General features: G+C 68.5%; 20 protein-coding genes, 1 tRNA gene and 1 pseudogene. 12 read left to right on the top strand and 10 right to left on the bottom strand.

Translation table 11 applies throughout. The features are described from left to right. The 3 genes from ACQI46_RS24125 to ACQI46_RS24115 are packed head-to-tail and all read right to left on the bottom strand — an operon-like array spanning nucleotide 1 to nucleotide 4,840. Nucleotides 1-1,443, bottom strand: a complete 1,443-nt coding sequence (locus tag ACQI46_RS24125; protein ID WP_427096573.1) for a neutral zinc metallopeptidase — start codon at nucleotides 1,441-1,443, stop codon at nucleotides 1-3. Next, on the bottom strand, nucleotides 1,440-3,458 hold the full coding sequence (locus tag ACQI46_RS24120) for an ATP-dependent DNA helicase (protein WP_427096572.1): 2,019 nt from the start codon (nucleotides 3,456-3,458) through the stop codon (nucleotides 1,440-1,442). The genes ACQI46_RS24125 and ACQI46_RS24120 overlap by 4 nt, the downstream gene beginning before the upstream one ends. Nucleotides 3,459-3,463: 5 nt before the next feature. Next, entirely contained in the window at nucleotides 3,464-4,840 is a 1,377-nt protein-coding gene (locus tag ACQI46_RS24115; protein WP_427096571.1) for a nicotinate phosphoribosyltransferase, read from the bottom strand. Between ACQI46_RS24115 and clpS the strand changes: the two genes are divergently transcribed. The 11 genes from clpS to rdgB are packed head-to-tail and all read left to right on the top strand — an operon-like array spanning nucleotide 4,839 to nucleotide 12,297. Continuing rightward, the gene (gene clpS / locus ACQI46_RS24110) at nucleotides 4,839-5,153 is read left to right on the top strand and encodes an ATP-dependent Clp protease adapter ClpS (RefSeq protein ID WP_427096570.1); all 315 of its coding nucleotides are present in this window, start codon (nucleotides 4,839-4,841) and stop codon (nucleotides 5,151-5,153) included. The genes ACQI46_RS24115 and clpS overlap by 2 nt on opposite strands. Before the next feature lie 6 nt (nucleotides 5,154-5,159). Further along, complete coding sequence (locus ACQI46_RS24105) at nucleotides 5,160-5,741, top strand: DUF2017 domain-containing protein (RefSeq protein ID WP_427096569.1); 582 nt, start codon at nucleotides 5,160-5,162, stop codon at nucleotides 5,739-5,741. Nucleotides 5,742-5,754: 13 nt separating this feature from the next. Beyond that, a complete protein-coding gene (locus ACQI46_RS24100) occupies nucleotides 5,755-6,777 on the top strand; it encodes a P1 family peptidase (protein WP_427096568.1) in 1,023 nt (340 codons plus the stop codon). A 41-nt stretch (nucleotides 6,778-6,818) separates the two neighbouring features. Then, the gene (locus ACQI46_RS24095) at nucleotides 6,819-7,232 is read left to right on the top strand and encodes a Mov34/MPN/PAD-1 family protein (protein WP_427096567.1); all 414 of its coding nucleotides are present in this window, start codon (nucleotides 6,819-6,821) and stop codon (nucleotides 7,230-7,232) included. Between the two features lie 20 nt (nucleotides 7,233-7,252). Continuing rightward, nucleotides 7,253-7,534: a MoaD/ThiS family protein gene (locus ACQI46_RS24090; RefSeq protein ID WP_427096566.1), complete on the top strand. Its 282-nt coding sequence runs from the start codon at nucleotides 7,253-7,255 to the stop codon at nucleotides 7,532-7,534. Nucleotides 7,535-7,543: 9 nt separating this feature from the next. Further along, complete coding sequence (locus ACQI46_RS24085; protein WP_427096565.1) at nucleotides 7,544-8,515, top strand: cysteine synthase; 972 nt, start codon at nucleotides 7,544-7,546, stop codon at nucleotides 8,513-8,515. Then, nucleotides 8,506-9,195, top strand: coding sequence for a rhomboid family intramembrane serine protease (locus ACQI46_RS24080; RefSeq protein WP_427096564.1), 690 nt, complete (start codon nucleotides 8,506-8,508; stop codon nucleotides 9,193-9,195). Before ACQI46_RS24085 ends, ACQI46_RS24080 begins: the two co-directional genes overlap by 10 nt. Before the next feature lie 7 nt (nucleotides 9,196-9,202). Next, nucleotides 9,203-10,033 carry a glutamate racemase gene (gene murI / locus ACQI46_RS24075; RefSeq protein ID WP_427096563.1) on the top strand — a complete coding sequence of 277 codons (831 nt, stop codon included), beginning with the start codon at nucleotides 9,203-9,205 and terminating at the stop codon, nucleotides 10,031-10,033. 58 nt (nucleotides 10,034-10,091) lie between these two features. Beyond that, complete coding sequence (locus ACQI46_RS24070) at nucleotides 10,092-10,886, top strand: cyclic nucleotide-degrading phosphodiesterase (protein ID WP_427096562.1); 795 nt, start codon at nucleotides 10,092-10,094, stop codon at nucleotides 10,884-10,886. Nucleotides 10,887-10,895: 9 nt separating this feature from the next. Beyond that, on the top strand, nucleotides 10,896-11,678 hold the full coding sequence (rph, locus tag ACQI46_RS24065; protein WP_427096561.1) for a ribonuclease PH: 783 nt from the start codon (nucleotides 10,896-10,898) through the stop codon (nucleotides 11,676-11,678). 10 nt (nucleotides 11,679-11,688) lie between these two features. Then, a complete protein-coding gene (gene rdgB, locus ACQI46_RS24060) occupies nucleotides 11,689-12,297 on the top strand; it encodes an RdgB/HAM1 family non-canonical purine NTP pyrophosphatase (protein WP_427096560.1) in 609 nt (202 codons plus the stop codon). 26 nt (nucleotides 12,298-12,323) lie between these two features. Here the strand turns inward: rdgB and ACQI46_RS24055 are convergent. The 3 genes and pseudogenes from ACQI46_RS24055 to ACQI46_RS24045 form a co-directional block, all read right to left on the bottom strand. After that, nucleotides 12,324-13,385: pseudogene (locus ACQI46_RS24055) on the bottom strand (acyltransferase family protein); the annotation flags it as partial. Next, nucleotides 13,357-13,731, bottom strand: a complete 375-nt coding sequence (locus tag ACQI46_RS24050; protein WP_427096559.1) for a DUF3817 domain-containing protein — start codon at nucleotides 13,729-13,731, stop codon at nucleotides 13,357-13,359. The pseudogene ACQI46_RS24055 and the gene ACQI46_RS24050, both read right to left, overlap by 29 nt. Further along, entirely contained in the window at nucleotides 13,728-14,123 is a 396-nt protein-coding gene (locus tag ACQI46_RS24045; RefSeq protein WP_427096558.1) for a hypothetical protein, read from the bottom strand. Before ACQI46_RS24045 ends, ACQI46_RS24050 begins: the two co-directional genes overlap by 4 nt. A gap of 92 nt (nucleotides 14,124-14,215) precedes the next feature. Between ACQI46_RS24045 and ACQI46_RS24040 the strand changes: the two genes are divergently transcribed. After that, nucleotides 14,216-14,301, top strand: a tRNA-Leu gene (locus ACQI46_RS24040). A 102-nt stretch (nucleotides 14,302-14,403) separates the two neighbouring features. Here ACQI46_RS24040 and ACQI46_RS24035 read toward each other — a convergent pair. Genes ACQI46_RS24035 through ACQI46_RS24020 form a run of 4 tightly spaced genes read right to left on the bottom strand, consistent with a single transcriptional unit; the run spans nucleotide 14,404 to nucleotide 16,818 of the window. Continuing rightward, nucleotides 14,404-14,703 carry a cytochrome C oxidase subunit IV family protein gene (locus ACQI46_RS24035; RefSeq protein ID WP_427096557.1) on the bottom strand — a complete coding sequence of 100 codons (300 nt, stop codon included), beginning with the start codon at nucleotides 14,701-14,703 and terminating at the stop codon, nucleotides 14,404-14,406. Nucleotides 14,704-14,705: 2 nt separating this feature from the next. Continuing rightward, a complete protein-coding gene (locus ACQI46_RS24030; protein ID WP_427096556.1) occupies nucleotides 14,706-15,311 on the bottom strand; it encodes a cytochrome c oxidase subunit 3 family protein in 606 nt (201 codons plus the stop codon). Between the two features lie 17 nt (nucleotides 15,312-15,328). After that, nucleotides 15,329-16,078: a hypothetical protein gene (locus ACQI46_RS24025; RefSeq protein WP_427096555.1), complete on the bottom strand. Its 750-nt coding sequence runs from the start codon at nucleotides 16,076-16,078 to the stop codon at nucleotides 15,329-15,331. Next, entirely contained in the window at nucleotides 16,075-16,818 is a 744-nt protein-coding gene (locus ACQI46_RS24020; protein ID WP_427096604.1) for a hypothetical protein, read from the bottom strand. Before ACQI46_RS24020 ends, ACQI46_RS24025 begins: the two co-directional genes overlap by 4 nt. Nucleotides 16,819-16,848 lie beyond the last annotated feature (30 nt).

The following is a 16,848-nucleotide window of genomic DNA, read 5'->3' as shown; positions in this document are numbered from 1 at the left end:
CTAGGCGAACCGCGCAAAGCAGCGGTCGGCGTCGCCGAGTACGCCCACCCGGAACGCGTCGATGCGGGAGAAACCCGACGGCACCGATTCGCCGTTGACGTCCCCGGCGGCCAGCCCGTTGGTCAGCAGCCCGGACACGGCTTCGTCGACGTCGCCGGCGGTCAGTACCACTGTGTCACCGCCGGGAGTGTGGAGTTCGGCGGTCATCTTCGCCGTCGCCACCCCCGTCAGACACGCGGTCCGCAGTGCCGCGCCGGCGGTGTCGAGTGCGACCCCACCGCGTTCGTGTTGCAGGGCAAGCATGAACCGGGACACCAGTACCGAGTAGGCGACGTTGTCGCCGGTGGCCAATGGGTCGGCCTGCGGCAGGTGCGCCTGTCCGCCCAGCTCGTGCAGTCCGTCGAGATCGACCAGCACCGTGTTGGTCGCCGGACAGAACGACACCGGAGGGCTGGGTCGCGCGTCGGCGCAGCCGCCGTGCTCGGCGGTGAACCGCAACGCCGGTGGGGTGCGCGGACGGAACAGGATGGTCATCGCATCGGCCACGGCGTGGACCGTCTTCTCGGTGACCGGCAGCTCGCCGGTCTGGTCGTCGGCGAGCAGCAGCGGCAGATCGCCTCGCCGCTGGGCGATTTCGCGCAGGTCGATCACTGCGCACGCCGACGGGCCGTCGGTGAAGCCGAACTGGAATGCCGACAGGCGTTCGAAGGCCGATCCGTGCTCGTTCACGCCGACGTCGAGATCGTTCTCGTGCAGCACGGGATCGCGGAACGCGACCACCGCGGCCAGCACCGTGTTCAGGCCGTCACCGGTGTTGAGGGCAAAGCGCGGCGAGTTGTCCTCGGCGACCCAGCGCAGATACGCGCCCGCGAAACAGTCGGCCTGCTGTTCGGCCACCAGGGTTGCGCTCTCGTCGGACGTCAGGCCGGCTTGACGGGACACGGCGTGGCCGTACTCGTGGGCGAGCACCATCACCACACCCATGTCACCGAACGCGCGCTGCAGGCCGGGCATCATCGCACCGCGGTCCCATCCGATGGTCCGGTCGGGGTAGCAGTACGCGGCGTTGATCAACGCGAACGTGGAACCGCCGCAGAACTGTCCGTCGAAGCCGTCGGCATCCCACGAGATCACCGCGGTCGCCGGAACAAACTGCGAGCCAAAGGTTTCCGGGTACGCCGTCTGCCAGAATCGTTCGACGTCGCTGATCGCCAGCCCGGCCAGGGCGTCGACGTCACCGCCGTCGGTGTCCACGACGGTCCGCGTGGCGGGTTGGGCGCTCGACCGCAGGCCGCTGGGCCCGTCGGTGGCCGGCATCCCGGCGACCGAGAACGGGTCGGCGAACACCGAGACCGGCCGACCCTGCAGTGCGGCCGAGCATCCCACGGCTCCGATCGCCGTGGCCGCCGCGACGGCCGCGGCCAGCAGCCCTGCCAGTCTCACCGCACCGCCGTTTCCTGCGGCGCCGAGGCGCCCGAGCCGCGCAAACGTTGCAGCGCGGCGCGCACGGCTGCGCCGTCGGTGGTGGTCCAGAACGGCGGCAGTGAGGCGCGGAGGAAGTTGCCGTAGCGCGCCGTGGCCATCCGCGAGTCCAGGACCGCGACCACGCCGCGGTCGTCGACGCGGCGCAACAGCCGGCCGGCCCCTTGCGCGAGCAGCAGCGCGGCATGGCTTGCGGCCACGGCCATGAAGCCGTTGCCGCCGCGGGCGGCGATGGCGCGCTGACGTGCGGTCAGCAGGGGATCGTCCGGGCGGGGGAACGGGATGCGGTCGATGAGCACCAGCGACAGCGACGGTCCGGGAACGTCGACGCCCTGCCACAGCGACAGAGTCCCGAACAGTGACGTGGATTCGTCGCCGGCGAACCGGGCCACCAGTGCGGCTGTGGTGTCCTCGCCCTGACACAGCACGGGGCTGTCGAGCCGTTCGCGCATCACCTCGGCGGTCGCCCGGGCGGCTCGCATCGACGAGAACAACCCGAGGGTGCGGCCGCCGGCCGCATTGATCAGCGCGGCGATCTCGTCGAGCTGCTCGGCCGAGCCGGTGCCGTCGCGACCGGGTGGTGGCAGATGCGCTGCGACATAGAGGATTCCGGCGCGCGGGTGATCGAACGGCGAACCGACGTCCAGGCCGCGCCAGCGCATGGCCTTCTCGCCGGTGCCGGCCAGGCCCCACGCGGCGGCCATCGCGTCGAAATTGCCTCCGATGGTCAGGGTGGCCGAGGTCAGCACCGCGGTGGCGCGGCCGAACAGCCGGCTGCGCAACAACCCGGACACCGACAGCGGCGCCACCCGCATCACCGCGCGAGCGCCGGATCTGGCGTCCTCGCTGTGCTCGACCCAGACCACGTCGGTGCGGTCGGGGATGGCGGGCACGAAAGAGTCGAGAATCCGGGCGGCGGTATCGGCGATGTCGGACAGCGCCGTCGACGCTTCGGAGCGGGCCGCCGCGGTCTTCGGGTCGTTCGGTGCGGTGTCGACCGCTGTGCGGGCCGCCTGGGCGGCGTCGCGCAGCAGGGTGAGGTAGGAGGCCATCTCCTCGTCGAGGGTGTCGATGCGTCCGTCCCGCGCGTCGAACAGGGCCGAGGAGAACGTGGCGGCGGCCGCGTCGAGCCGCTCGGTCAATTCGGGTCCGATCAGCCGCGACGATCGCCGCTGGGCCACGCCGAGGGCTGTCGCCGACAGTTCTGCGGTGGCCGCGGAGGTCACCCGGTCGACGAGGTCGTGGGCTTCGTCGACGACGAGCAGATCGTGCTCGGGCAGCACATTGGCGCCACCGATCGCGTCGATGGCCAGCAGTGCGTGGTTGGTGACGACGACGTCGGCGTGCGCGGCGCGGTCCCGGGCGCGTTCGGCGAAGCAGTCGGTGCCGAACGGACAACGCGACACCCCGATGCACTCTCGTGCCGACACACTGACCTGGCCCCAGGACCGGTCGGGCACGCCGGGGACCAGATCGTCGCGGTCACCGGTGTCGGTGTCCGAGGACCACTCGGTCAGGCGGGCCACGTCGCGACCCAGGGCGCTGGCTGCGACCGGCGAGAACAATTCCTCCTGGGGTCTGTCGTCGGGCTCCTGGAGGCCGGCGGCTCCGTTGTGGACCTTGTTGAGGCACAGGTAGTTTCCGCGTCCCTTCAAGAGTGCGAACGCCGGACGGCGGGGGAGTGCGGGCGTGAGTGCCTCGGCCAGACGCGGCAGGTCGCGGTCGACCAGCTGACGTTGCAGCGCGATCGTCGCGGTGGACACCACGACGGGTTGCTCGGCCGCGAGCGCATGGGCGATCGCCGGTACCAGGTAGGCCAGCGACTTCCCGGTTCCGGTGCCGGCTTGCACGGCGAGGTGCTCACCGCTGTCGAAAGCGCGCGCGACGGCTTGGGCCATCGCGATCTGGCCCTGGCGCTCGGCGCCGCCGAGAGCGGCGACCGCCTTGGCCAGCAGGGGAGTGACGTCGGGGGCCATCGGACTCAGTGGGTACGCACCGGCGGAACCAGCCGGGTCGGAATCGCCGGCTCACCTTTCGAGAGGCTCAACCCGTCCCACGGCAGTTGCCGCAGACCGCGGGCGACCCGTTCGCGTGCGCCTTCCAGCGACAGGTCGGCCACCGGTTCGCCGGCGCGCACCAGCGGGACGGTCAGCGGTTGGTGCACCAGGTCGTCCGGCAGCTCCGGCGGCGCGCCCGCGGGGTGGACGACCTCCTCGACGACGGTGCCGGTGTCTCGCGCCAACCGCAGCGCTTCCTTGCGTCCGCCGTGGGACTGCTTGAGCGTGCTGCGCTTCTCGACCGGGATGCCGTCGACCTCGACCAGCTTGTAGACCATGCCCGCGGTCGGCGCGCCGGAACCGGTGACGACCGACGTGCCGACGCCGTAGCTGTCCACGGGCTCGGCGCGCAGCGCAGCGATACCGAACTCGTCGAGGTCGCCGGAGACCACGATGCGGGTGTCGGTGGCCCCGAGCGTGTCGAGCTGCCGCCGGACCTGGCGGGCCAGCACGCCGAGGTCGCCGGAGTCGATGCGGACCGCGCCCAGTTTCGGGCCTGCGACCTCGATCGCGTGCGCGACCCCCGCGGTGATGTCGTAGGTGTCCACCAGCAGTGTGGTGTCGATGCCCAGCGCGTCGACCTGAGCGCGGAACGCGGCCTTCTCCGAGTCCGCGCGCGACTGACCGGCCTGCGTGTGCAGCAGCGTGAACGCGTGTGCGCTGGTGCCCAGCGCCGGTACCCCGTACTCGCGTTGGGCCTGCAGGTTGGACGTGCCGGCGAAGCCGGCGAGGTAGGCCGCGCGGGCGGCGGCGACGGCGGCCCGTTCGTGCGTACGCCGGGACCCCATCTCGATCAGCGGTCGGTTGTCGGCGGCGCTGACCATCCGGGCGGCCGCCGAGGCGATGGCGCTGTCGTGGTTGAAGATCGACAGCGCCAGCGTCTCGAGAACCACGCATTCGGCGAAGGTGCCGTGCACCGACAGGACCGGGGAGCCCGGGAAGTACAACTCGCCTTCGGAGTAGCCGTCGACGTCACCGGTGAAGCGGTATCCCGCCAAGTAGTCGAGGGTGTCGTGGTCACAGAAAGCGGACAGTTCATCGAGGATGTCGCTGTCGAATCGGAACTGTGCCAGCTCCTTGACGAAGCGGGCGGTTCCCGCGGTGACGCCGTAGCGTCGGCCGTCGGGCAGTCGCCGCGCGAACACCTCGAAGGTGGTGCGACGTTGGGCGGCGCCGCCGTGTAGCGCTGCGGCGAGCATCGTCAGCTCGTATTTGTCGGTCAGCAGCGCCGGGGACGACGAAGTCACAGGCCAACCGTATCGGTTCGGAGCGCGAGTGTGACCCCGGTATTCTTGCGCCATGGTCACACCGGCGCTGGCTCGACCGGGAACCCGCGAGGACACCGAAGCGGCCACCGATGTCGAGGAAGATGTCGCTACCGACGCCCCCTGGGTGACCATCGTCTGGGACGACCCGGTCAATCTGATGACCTATGTGACCTACGTTTTCCAGAAGCTCTTCGGTTACAGCGAGCAGCACGCCACGAAGCTCATGCTGCAGGTCCACAACGAAGGTAAGGCGGTGGTGTCGGCGGGCAGCCGGGAGTCCATGGAAGTCGATGTGTCCAAGCTGCACGCTGCGGGGCTGTGGGCGACCTTGCAACAGGATCGCTAACCCGCTGTGCGTAAATGGAAGCGGGTCGACAGTGCCCAGGGTCCGCGGTTCCGGTCCGCGCTGGCCGCGCACGAAGCCGAGTTGCTGAGCAGTCTCGTGACGTCATTGGCCGGAATGCTCGACGACCGCGCGGCCTCGGCTCCCGTCGACGAACTGTCCGAGATCACCGGCATGCGAACGGGCAATTCCGTTCCCCCGCAAGACGACACGATGAAACGCATCCTGCCCGACTTCTACCGGCCGGCGACCGACCATCCTGCCGGCTCCGGTCCGGCGGAGAGCCTGAACGGCGCGCTGCGCAGTCTGCACGAACCCGACATCATCGACGCGAAACGCCAAGCGGCGCAACGGCTTCTGGACACCGTCCCGGCCGGCGGCGGGAAGGTCGAATTGTCCGAGGAGGACGCGCACGCCTGGGCCGGTGCGGTCAACGACGTGCGGCTGGCGCTGGGCACCATGCTCGAGATCGGTCCCGACGGGCCCGACCGGCTGCCGCCGGAGCACCCGATGGCCGCCCACCTCGACGTGTATCAGTGGCTGACGGTGTTGCAGGAGTATCTGGTGCTCGCCCTGATGGGTTCGCGATGAGCAGAAGGTCCCGATGAGCGGCGCGATCACCGACGTCGGCGGCATCCGCGTCGGCCACCACCATCGCCTCGACGACGACGCGCAGCTGGGTACGGGGTGGGCCACCGGCACCACCGTGGTGCTGACCCCACCCGGCACCGTCGGCGCCGTCGACGGACGTGGCGGCGCGCCCGGCACCCGTGAAACCGACCTGCTCGAGCCGAGCAACTCTGTGCGTCACGTCGATGCGGTGGTGCTCACCGGGGGCAGCGCGTTCGGGCTGGCGGCCGCCGACGGCGTGATGACCTGGCTGGAGGAACAGCAGCGAGGCGTGGCGATGGACGGCGGCGTGGTGCCGATCGTGCCGGCGGCGGTGATCTTCGATCTGCCGGTCGGGGGTTGGCGGTGCCGGCCCGACGCCGACTTCGGTTACCAGGCGGCGCAGACCGCCGGCGGCGACGTCGCGATCGGCACCGTCGGCGCCGGTGTGGGCGCGCGGGCCGGTGTCCTCAAAGGCGGGGTGGGGACAGCGTCGATGACGCTCGAGTCCGGGGTCACCGTCGGCGCGCTGGTCGTGGTCAACTCCGCGGGCGACGTCGTCGACCCGGCCACCGGGCTGCCGTGGCTGGCCGGGCAGATCGAGGAGTTCGGGCTGGTGCCGCCGCCGGCGGCGCAACTCGCCGCCTACGCGGACCGTCACGGCGAGCTCAGCCCGCTGAACACCACGATCGCGGTGGTCGCCACCGACGCGGCGTTGAGCAAGGCGGCGTGCCGGCGGGTGGCGGTCGCCGCGCAGGACGGTCTGGCCCGCACCATCCGGCCATGCCATACCCCGCTGGACGGCGACACCGTGTTCGCGTTGGCCACCGGGGCGGTGGAGGTGGTGCCCGATCCGACCACCCCGGCGTCGATGTCACCGGAGTTGTCGCTGGTCGCCGCGGTGGGTGCGGCGGCGGCGGACTGTCTGGCCCGCGCGGTGCTCGTCGGGATGCTGGCCGCCGAACCGGTGGCAGGAATACCCACCTACCGTGGCATGTTGCCCGGAGCATTCGGGTGAGACGCTCCCGACGCGTCGGGGTGTGAGAAAGGAACTGTGCAGTGCTGGTGATCCGTGCCGATCTGGTCGAGGCGATGGTCGCTCACGCGCGCGCCGACCATCCGGACGAGGCGTGCGGCGTCATCGCCGGACCGGAGGGCTCTGACCGGCCCGAGCGGTTCATCGCGATGACCAACGCCGAGCGGTCGCCGACGTTCTATCGGTTCGACTCGATGGAGCAGCTGAAAGTGTGGCGATCCATGGACGAGGCCGACGAGGCTCCGGTCGTCATCTACCACTCCCACACCGGGACCGAGGCCTACCCGAGCCGCACCGACGTCAACCTGGCGTCCGAACCCGGCGCCCACTACGTGTTGATCTCCACCCGCGACCCCGAGACCCACGAACTGCGCAGCTACCGCATCGTGGACGGGGTCGTCACCGAAGAGCCTGTCACCATCGTCGAGCAGTACTGAGAAGTCAAGGAGACCGAACCATGGCTGTATCCGTGTCCATCCCCACGATCCTGCGCACGCACACCGGCGGCGAGAAGCGCGTCTCCGCGTCGGGCGAGACGCTGCAGGCGGTGATCGCCGATCTCGAAGCCAACTACTCCGGCATCTCCGAGCGCCTGATCGATCCGGACAAGCCGGGCAAGCTGCACCGGTTCGTCAACATCTACGTCAACGACGAGGATGTGCGCTTCTCCGGCGGGCTCGACACCACGATCTCCGACGGGGACTCGGTGACGATCCTGCCCGCCGTCGCCGGCGGCTGAGCACCGTCTATGACGCGATACGACTCGCTGCTCCAGGCGCTGGGTAACACCCCGCTCGTCGGACTGCCGCGGCTCTCGCCGCGCTGGGCCGACGAGGACGGTGTGCCGCACGTGCGGCTGTGGGCCAAACTCGAGGACCGCAACCCGACGGGTTCGATCAAGGACCGGCCGGCCCTGCGCATGATCGAGGACGCCGAACGCGAGGGCCGGCTGCGTCCCGGCGCGACGATCCTGGAGCCCACCAGTGGCAACACCGGGATCTCGCTGGCGATGGCCGCCCTGCTCAAGGGCTACCAGATGATCTGCGTGATGCCGGAAAACACCTCGATCGAACGGCGACAACTGCTGGAGCTCTACGGTGCGCGCATCATCTACTCGCCCGCAGAGGGCGGCTCGAACACCGCGGTGGCCCAGGCGAAAGAGCTTGCCGCGCAAAACCCTTCGTGGGTGATGCTGTACCAGTACGGCAACCCGTCGAACGCGGCCGCGCACTACGACGGCACCGGCCCCGAGTTGTTGGCCGACCTACCGGAGATCACGCACTTCGTCGGCGGACTCGGCACCACCGGCACCCTGATGGGTACGGGGCGCTTCCTGCGTGAGCACGTGCCGGGAGTGCAGATCGTGGCGGCTGAACCGCGCTACGGCGAAGGCGTCTACGCGTTGCGCAACATCGACGAGGGATTCATCCCCGAGCTCTACGACCCGGACGTGCTGACGACGCGGTTCGCGGTGGGCTCATACGACGCGGTGCGACGCACCCGCGAACTGGTGCAGCGGGAGGGCATCTTCGCCGGCATCTCCACCGGCGCGATCCTGCATGCGGCGCTGGGGATGGCGGCCAAGGCCGTCAAGGCCGGCGAGCGCGCCGACATCGCGTTCACCGTGTGCGACGCCGGGTGGAAGTACCTGTCCACCGGTGCCTACACCGGTAGCCTGGACGACGCGGAAGATGCGCTGGAAGGGCAACTATGGGCGTGACGGGCACCGGTGGTCATCCCGGCCCGCCCGGACGCCCCGCGCAGAAGCGGCCCGCGTGGGTCGTCGGCGGTGCGACCATCGTCTCGTTCGTCGTGCTGTTGTGGCTCATCGAGATCCTGGATTCGTTGCTGGGCCACAGCCTCGACAGCAACGGCATCCGCCCATTGGAGAGCGACGGTCTGACCGGCATCCTGTTCGCTCCGTTGCTGCACGCCAACTGGGAGCATCTGATGGCCAACACCGGCCCGGCGCTGGTGCTCGGCTTCCTGATGACGCTGGCCGGGCTGGCCCGGTTCGTGTGGGCGACGGCCATCATCTGGATCGGCGGAGGTCTCGGCACCTGGTTGATCGGCAATCTCGGGGCGCCGACGTATCAGGGAATGGCGGTGGAAACCAACCACATCGGGGCGTCCTCGCTCATCTTCGGTTGGTTGACGTTCCTGATCGTGTTCGGGTTCTTCACCCGCAAGGTGTGGGAAATCGTCGTCGGTGTGGTCGTGCTGTTCGTCTACGGCAGCATCCTGCTCGGCGTGTTGCCCGGCACCTTCGGGGTGTCCTGGCAGGGCCACCTGAGCGGCGCGGTAGCCGGGGTGCTGGCCGCCTACCTGCTGTCCGGCCCGGAGCGCAAGGCCCGGGAGAGTCGCAGCCGACGGCCGACCCCGCCGTACCTGACGTCGTGAGGCGCCGGTGACCGACCAGCAGGCGCCGATCGGGATCTTCGACTCGGGCGTCGGCGGACTGACCGTCGCGCGCGCCATCATCGACCAACTCCCCGGCGAGGGCATCGTCTACGTCGGGGACACCGGCAACGGCCCCTATGGCCCGTTGACCATTCCCGAGATCCGGGCGCACGCGCTGGCGATCGGCGACGACCTGGCGGGCCGCGGTGTCAAGGCCCTGGTGATCGCCTGCAACAGTGCGTCATCGGCGTGCCTGCGGGACGCCCGCGAACGGTATGCGCCGATTCCGGTGGTGGAGGTGATCCTGCCCGCGGTGCGTCGCGCCGTCGCCGCGACCCGCAACGGACGGATCGGCGTGATCGGCACCGCGGCGACCATCGCGTCGGGGGCCTATCAGGACGCGTTCACCGCGGCGCGCGACGTCGAGGTGTTCGCGACCGCCTGCCCGCGGTTCGTCGACTTCGTCGAACGCGGAGTGACCAGCGGCCGGCAGGTCCTCGGGCTCGTCGAGGGCTATCTGGAACCCCTCCAGCTCGCCGGGGTCGACACCCTGGTGCTCGGCTGCACGCACTACCCGATGTTGTCGGGCCTGATCCAGCTGGCGATGGGCGACGGCGTGACGTTGGTGTCCAGTGCCGAAGAGACAGCGAAGGATCTGCTGCGGGTGCTCACGGAACGGGATCTGCTCCGGCCGCGCGACGCCGACGGGAATCCACCGCAGCGGATATTCGAGGCGACCGGCGATCCGGAGTCGTTCACCATGCTGGCGACGCGCTTCCTGGGTCCGACACTGGACCGGGTGCGCCCCGTGCAGCGTCACGTTCGCGCCCCCGGGTGATCTGTGTCAGCGAAAGCGCCGATGTTTTCGTCGAAGCCGTGACGGGCATGGCAAGCTAGTGAGCGTGCGAATCACCGTACTCGGTTGCTCCGGCAGTGTGGTCGGTCCCGATTCGCCCGCGTCGGGATATCTGGTCACCGCGCCCGATACGCCACCCCTGGTCCTGGACTTCGGCGGCGGTGTGCTCGGTGCGCTGCAACGCCACGCCGACCCGAACGCGGTGCACGTGTTGCTGTCGCACCTGCACGCCGACCACTGCCTGGACTTGCCCGGCCTGTTCGTCTGGCGTCGCTACCACCCGACCCCGGCGACCGAGCGCGGCGTCATCTACGGCCCGGCCAACACCTGGACCCGGTTGGGTGCGGCGAGCTCCCCAGAGGGGGGCGAGGTCGACGACTTCACCGACATCTTCGACATCCGCCACTGGATCGACAACGAGCCGGTCCAGATCGGCGCGCTGACGGTCGTGCCGCGATTGGTCTGCCACCCCACCGAGTCCTACGGGATGCGGATCACCGACCCGTCGGGCGCCACGCTGGTCTACAGCGGCGACACCGGTTATTGCGACGCCCTGATCGACCTGGCCCGGGACGCCGACGTCTTCCTCTGCGAAGCGTCGTGGACGCACTCGCCGGACCGTCCGCCGCGTCTGCACCTGTCCGGCACCGAAGCAGGTCGCGCAGCCACCGAAGCCGGTGTGTCGGAATTGCTGCTCACCCACATTCCACCGTGGACGTCCCGGGAGGACGTCATCAGCGAAGCCAAAGCCGAGTTCGACGGACCGGTCCACGCCGTCGTCTGCAACGAGACCTTCGAGGTCACGCGAACGGAGCGGGCTGAAACGACCCGCTAGGGTTGGGCCGTGTCCACACGAGAAGACGGCCGCCAAGACCACGAGTTGCGGCCGGTCACCATCACCCGTGGTTTCACCACCCATCCGGCCGGTTCGGTGCTGGTGGAGTTCGGGCAGACCCGAGTGATGTGCACCGCCAGCGTCACCGAAGGCGTCCCCCGTTGGCGCAAGGGCTCCGGGCAGGGCTGGTTGACCGCCGAGTACGCGATGCTGCCGGCAGCCACCCACGACCGTTCCGACCGCGAGTCGGTCAAGGGTCGCGTCGGAGGCCGCACGCAGGAGATCAGCCGCCTGGTCGGGCGGTCGCTGCGCGCGTGTATCGACCTTGCGGCGTTGGGGGAGAACACCATTGCCATCGACTGCGACGTGCTGCAGGCCGACGGTGGCACCCGCACCGCAGCCATCACCGGTGCTTACGTGGCGCTGTCCGACGCCATCACCTATCTGTCCGCGGCCGGCAAGCTGTCGGATCCCCGCCCGCTTTCCTGCGCGATAGCTGCCGTCAGCGTCGGGGTGGTCGACGGGCGCATCCGCGTGGATCTGCCCTACACCGAGGACTCCCGCGCCGAGGTCGACATGAACGTCGTCGCCACCGACACCGGAACCCTGGTCGAGATCCAGGGCACGGGCGAAGGTGCGACGTTCCCGCGCTCGACCCTGGACAAGATGCTCGACGCCGCGATGGCCGCATGCGACGAGTTGTTCGAGGTCCAGCGGAAGGCGTTGGAGCTGCCGTATCCAGGGGTGCTGCCGGAGTCCGGCGAACCGCCGAAGAAGGCTTTCGGGAGCTGATCGGCGCTTGATGCCGCAACTGCTTGTCGCCACCCGTAACCGCAAGAAGCTCGTCGAGTTACGGCGTGTCCTCGACGCCGCGGGACTGGCCGGTGTGACGTTGCTGAGTCTCGATGACGTGCCGCCGTTCGAGGAGGCGCCGGAGACCGGCGCGACGTTCGAGGCCAACGCACGGGCCAAGGCGCGCGACGCGTTCAACGCGACCGGGGTGCCGACGGTCGCCGACGACTCGGGTCTGGAAGTCGACGCTCTGAACGGCATGCCCGGCGTGCTCAGTGCCCGGTGGGCCGGACGGCACGGCGACGACGCGGCCAACACCGCGCTGCTGCTGGCCCAGCTCGCCGATGTACCCGACGATCGTCGCGGTGCGGCGTTCGTGTCGGCGTGCGCGCTGGTCTACGGTCCAGAGGCGTCGGACAGTGCGGTGGTGCGCGGTACGTGGAGCGGCGCGATCACACGGGAACCGCGGGGCGCGGGCGGATTCGGGTACGACCCGGTGTTCCTGCCGGCGGGGTCGGAGAGAACCGCCGCAGAGTTGACGCCACAGGAGAAGGACGCCGCCTCGCACCGCGGCCGAGCGTTGGCCGAGTTGCTGCCGTCGCTGCGCGCGGTGTTCTGAGGTCGGGTCAGGCGGTGTAGGAGCCAGGCCGCGGGCACTGTCCCGAGCAGGGTGGCGGCGATGAGGCCCGGCATCGACCCGGTGAACAGCGGCCAGTCGAGCACCAGGTGCAGTACCAAGCCCATGATCACCACGTGGACGAGGAAGATCTCGTAGGAGATTTCGCCCAGCCACACCATCGGGCGGCTGGCCAGCACGCGCCGGAACGAGTTGTCGCCGCCCAGCACGAGTGGCGCCAGCACGAGAGTCGCAACCGCAGCGAACAGCAGCGCCTTGATGCTCGGCACCCACACCGGGTCGGGACCGAGGATGGCACCGCCGAGCGGGGTCGCGGCCACCAGGAACGCGACCCCGGCGAGCGGTACCGCGACGATGGCCGAGCAGCGCGCACCGAGGTGCTGCAGGACCGCCAATCCCATCCCGCCGGCGAAGCACGCGAGATGGCCGGGCAACCACATGCCGGCTGAGTTGGGCAGCACGTCGGTGCCGGCGACCACCAGCAGCCACACCGGGGACACCGCGGCCAGGCCCGCCACCAACGTCAGTGCGCGCCGCGGCCGCCAACCGCGGCCGATCACCAGAGCGGCCAGGGCGGGCAACGCGACGTAGAAGCTGGCTTCGACGGCGAGGCTCCACATCTGCGACAACCCCGGATGCAGCAGCGTGATCACGTAGTCGTCGGTGTAGATCTGCGTGAACGTCAGGTGGCGCAGCAGACCGTGCCAGCTCTGGCCCGGGTTCGGCCCGGGCGTGAAGTACAGGTACACGGTGTAGGTGATCAGTACCGTCGCGACGTAGGCCGGAACGATCCGACGGATCCGGCGCCGCCCGTAGGTGGCCACACCCGGTCCGGGTCGGCCGTCGGCGGCGGCACGCACCCACGGACGGAACAACAGGAAGCCCGAGAGCGCGAAGAAGATCGCGACGCCGACTTCGAGGCGGGCGTAGATGGCGCCGAGGTAGCCGTGGGTGAGATACCCGGTCGCGAACGCGGCGTGGGTCGCGACGACCAGGAGCGCCGCGACGGCTCGGAGACCGGTGAGGGACGGATCCCGCCGGTCAAGCACGCGCGTGTGGGTCGGCTCCATCGTCGAGGCCGAACTGTTCCTTGATGTTCTGGGTCTGGACGTGCTCGACGATGATGCCGACCAGCGGGATGGTGCCGGCCAGCAGCACGCCGACCGTCTTGGCGATGGGCCAGCGCACCTTCACCGCGAGGTTGGCGGTGAACAGCAGGTAGATGAAGTAGACCCAGCCGTGCACGACGGCGATCCAGCCCAGCGAGTCGTCACCGAACCCGTACTTCATCACCATCTCGTAGCAGAGCGCGATCAGCCATACGCCGGTGATCCACGCGAGCACTCGGTAGCCCAGCAGTGCCTTGCGGATGGTTTCGACAGGGATCAGGGGGGTGGGGGAGTCGGGTGCGGTCACGTACCGGTTCCTCTTGTCTGCTGCGTCCTGTGGTCTTCGGTATCGGCTTTGGCCAACTCGGCGAGGTAGGCGTTGTACTCCCGCAGGGTCGTGTCGGCGTCGGTGGCGGCGGCCGGCGCGGGCCGTTCGGGGAGGAGACCCGCAGGGATCTCGGTGACAGTCTGACGGTTCGGCGGTTCCGGTGGGGCGTCTTCGTAGCGCACGAACTTGTAGTACGCGTACACACAGAACCCGGCGAACAACGGCCATTGCAGCGCGTACCCGAGGTTCTGGAAGCTGCCCGAGCTGGACTCGAACCGCTCCCACTGCCACCACGCCAAAGCCAGACAGCCCAAGGTTCCGGCGCTCACCAGAAGGATGAGCGCCGGCCTCCTACGCCGCGTAGTGGACATCCTTCCAAGGTACCGCGACATCTTTGGGTCCGATGAATTCGTCCATCACGAGACAGGCCCTGACAATCCGGCGTTGATACGATCGCTGCGCTGCGGGCGTGGCGGAATGGCAGACGCGCGGTCTTTAGGTGTCCGTGTTCGAAAGAACGTGTGGGTTCGAGTCCCACCGCCCGCACCAATGTGGCGCTCCGCTTTCGCCGAGTGTGCGGGCAGGGTGGTGTACCGGTCGTTTTTCCGCCACAGGTGCACGTTGGGCGAACGTCACTAAATCGCCGCCGCCTCAGAGCAGATAGATGACGAACACCACGGCGACCAGTCCCGCCAGCCAGCCGTCGGTGGCGCGTCGCAGCCAGCGCGGAGCGGTGCGGACCTCCATGAAGTACTGGATCACCAGTCGGCTCTTGATCACCGTCAGCGCCAGGACGAGTGCGGTGATCGGCGTGCTCGGCTCCACGGTCTCGGTGAAATGAGCCGGGGCCAGCCACCACGAGCCGATGGTGATGGCCACCAATGCCACCCACGCCCACGTGATGGCGCGTTGGGTGGTGGGTTCGCGGCGGCGTGTGAAGACGGTTGCCATGTTCACCTCAGTACGTAGAGCAGGCCGAAGATGATGACCCAGAGCAGGTCGACCATGTGCCAGTAAATGGCGCCGGACTCGACCATGGAGACGCGGCGGCGAGCCGGGTTGCGCAGTTCTCGGACCACGACGCCCAACACGATCAACCCGATCAGCACGTGCACCAGATGCACGCCCGTGATCACGTAGTAGAACGAGTAGAACAGGTCGGCGTTGGTGTGGCCGGCGGTGATCTTGGCGTACCACTCGTAGCCCTTGAACACCATGAACAGCACACCGCCGAAGCCGCTGGCGTACACCAGCTGGATGGCTCGACGGTGGTCTCCCGCTCGTGCCGCCAAGACGCTGCGGGCCACGAACCATGAACTGGTCAACAGGATCACGGTGTTGACGACACCGATGTTGATGTCCAGATGCTGTTGTGCGGCAAGGAATTCCGCCGAGTTCATGGTCCGGTAGATCATGTAGACGACGAAGTATCCGGCGAAGATCACCAGGTCGCCGAGCACCATGACCCACATGTCGGTGTCGCCGGGCAGGTGGCTGCCCGGTTTGAGTGTGTCGGTGGGTCGGCGGGTGGCCGACGAACGCGACGTGGATTGCGTCATGGGTTTCTTCCTCGAGCTCAGTCCACGGGTGGGGCGTCGGCGGGTTCGCGTTCGGCGGCTCTCTTCAGCAGCAGGATCAGCAGTCCCAGCCAGGCGGAGAACACGACGACCGACCACCAGAAAGCCAGTGAGCCGTTCCATGCGAACGGGCCCGACTGGAAGACGAACATCTGCGTGGCGATCACCTCGGTGACGATCTGCCAAATGGTCACGTAGGCAAACCACTTCGGGAAGATGTCGTTCTTGTCGTAGAGGATCGCGATCGCGAACACCAGGTAGGCGGCGGTGAAACAGCCCAAAGACCCGTTGTACGACAGCATTCCGACGTCGTAGAGCAGGCTGACCAGTTCTGGGTCGCGATCGGCCCGGAAGGTCGCGGTCAGGAAGCACACCGCGACGAGTAGGAACCCGGGCAAGGCTCCGACGCCCATCCCCGCGATGTAGCCATACGCGAATACCGAGCCGACCGACATCCGCTTGATCTGGTAGGCGACCAGTCCGTTGGTGACCGCGGCTCCACCGAGGAGAATGAGCAGCAGCGCGAACCCGATCTGGATGGTCAACCGGTTGTCGGTGAAGAACGCGACCTTGTCGACCGCGGTCACGTCCGGACGTGGTGGCGGCGTGACCCGTGCCAGTACGCAGATGATCACACCGAAGACGCCGTACCACGCCGGGAAGAACCAGGTGATCAGCCGGACGTCGGGTTTGGCGGGACCGGGCTGATCCGATGTGGGCGCGGAACGTCCCGGTGTCAGGACGCTCATCCGGCGATGACCCCGTCTTGGACGGCCTGTTGGCGCAGCACTTTTCGTAGGACGACGAACATCACGACGACGAAGGCGGCGAACGCGCCGTTGCGCAACCAGAACGCCAGCAGGCCGTCCCAGGCCAACGGCCCGGACTGCATGACCGCCGCGCCGGCGGCGGGGATCATGGCCACCGCGGTGGCCGCCGAGTAGTGCCCGACCCATCGTGGGAACACCGCGTCGGGTCCGTTGTCGAAGTAGACCGCGACGGCCAGGAGCAGGAATTGGGCCACCACCATGCCGACCGGGGCGATGAAGACGATCCATGCCAGGTCGTTGAGGAGCATGACCAACTGCGGGTCACGCTCAGGGCGGAATGCCGCCACGAGGAAGAAGATGTTCGACAGCGCGAAGATCGTCGCTCCGCTCACCACTGCGGTCAGATAGCAGTATGCCAACACGTGGCTTTGGTCCATGCGCTTCATCTGCGTCACGATCACCATGAAGAACGGCAGGATCATGATGCCGCACAGGTTGAACGTGACCTGGCTGAAGCGGATCCACGCAGTGTTGTCGGTGTAGAACGAAGCCACCTCTCCGGCGTTGAGCAGCGGCGACATCGGCGGCCAGAAACCGGGAAAGGCCAGCAGTGCGATCAGTAGCACCGCTCCGACGGCAGGTCCGGTCCACAGGCTGACCCACTGCGCCTTGATATTGCCCGCCTGCGGGCTGTCCTGCACTTGCTCGAGGATCTGCACCTCGACCTCCATCATGACTTGAGTCAGGTT

The sequence above is a fragment of the Mycobacterium sp. SMC-4 genome, from assembly GCF_050205565.1.
Classification (GTDB): domain Bacteria; phylum Actinomycetota; class Actinomycetes; order Mycobacteriales; family Mycobacteriaceae; genus Mycobacterium.
This window is presented reverse-complemented; position numbering and strand designations above follow the sequence as displayed.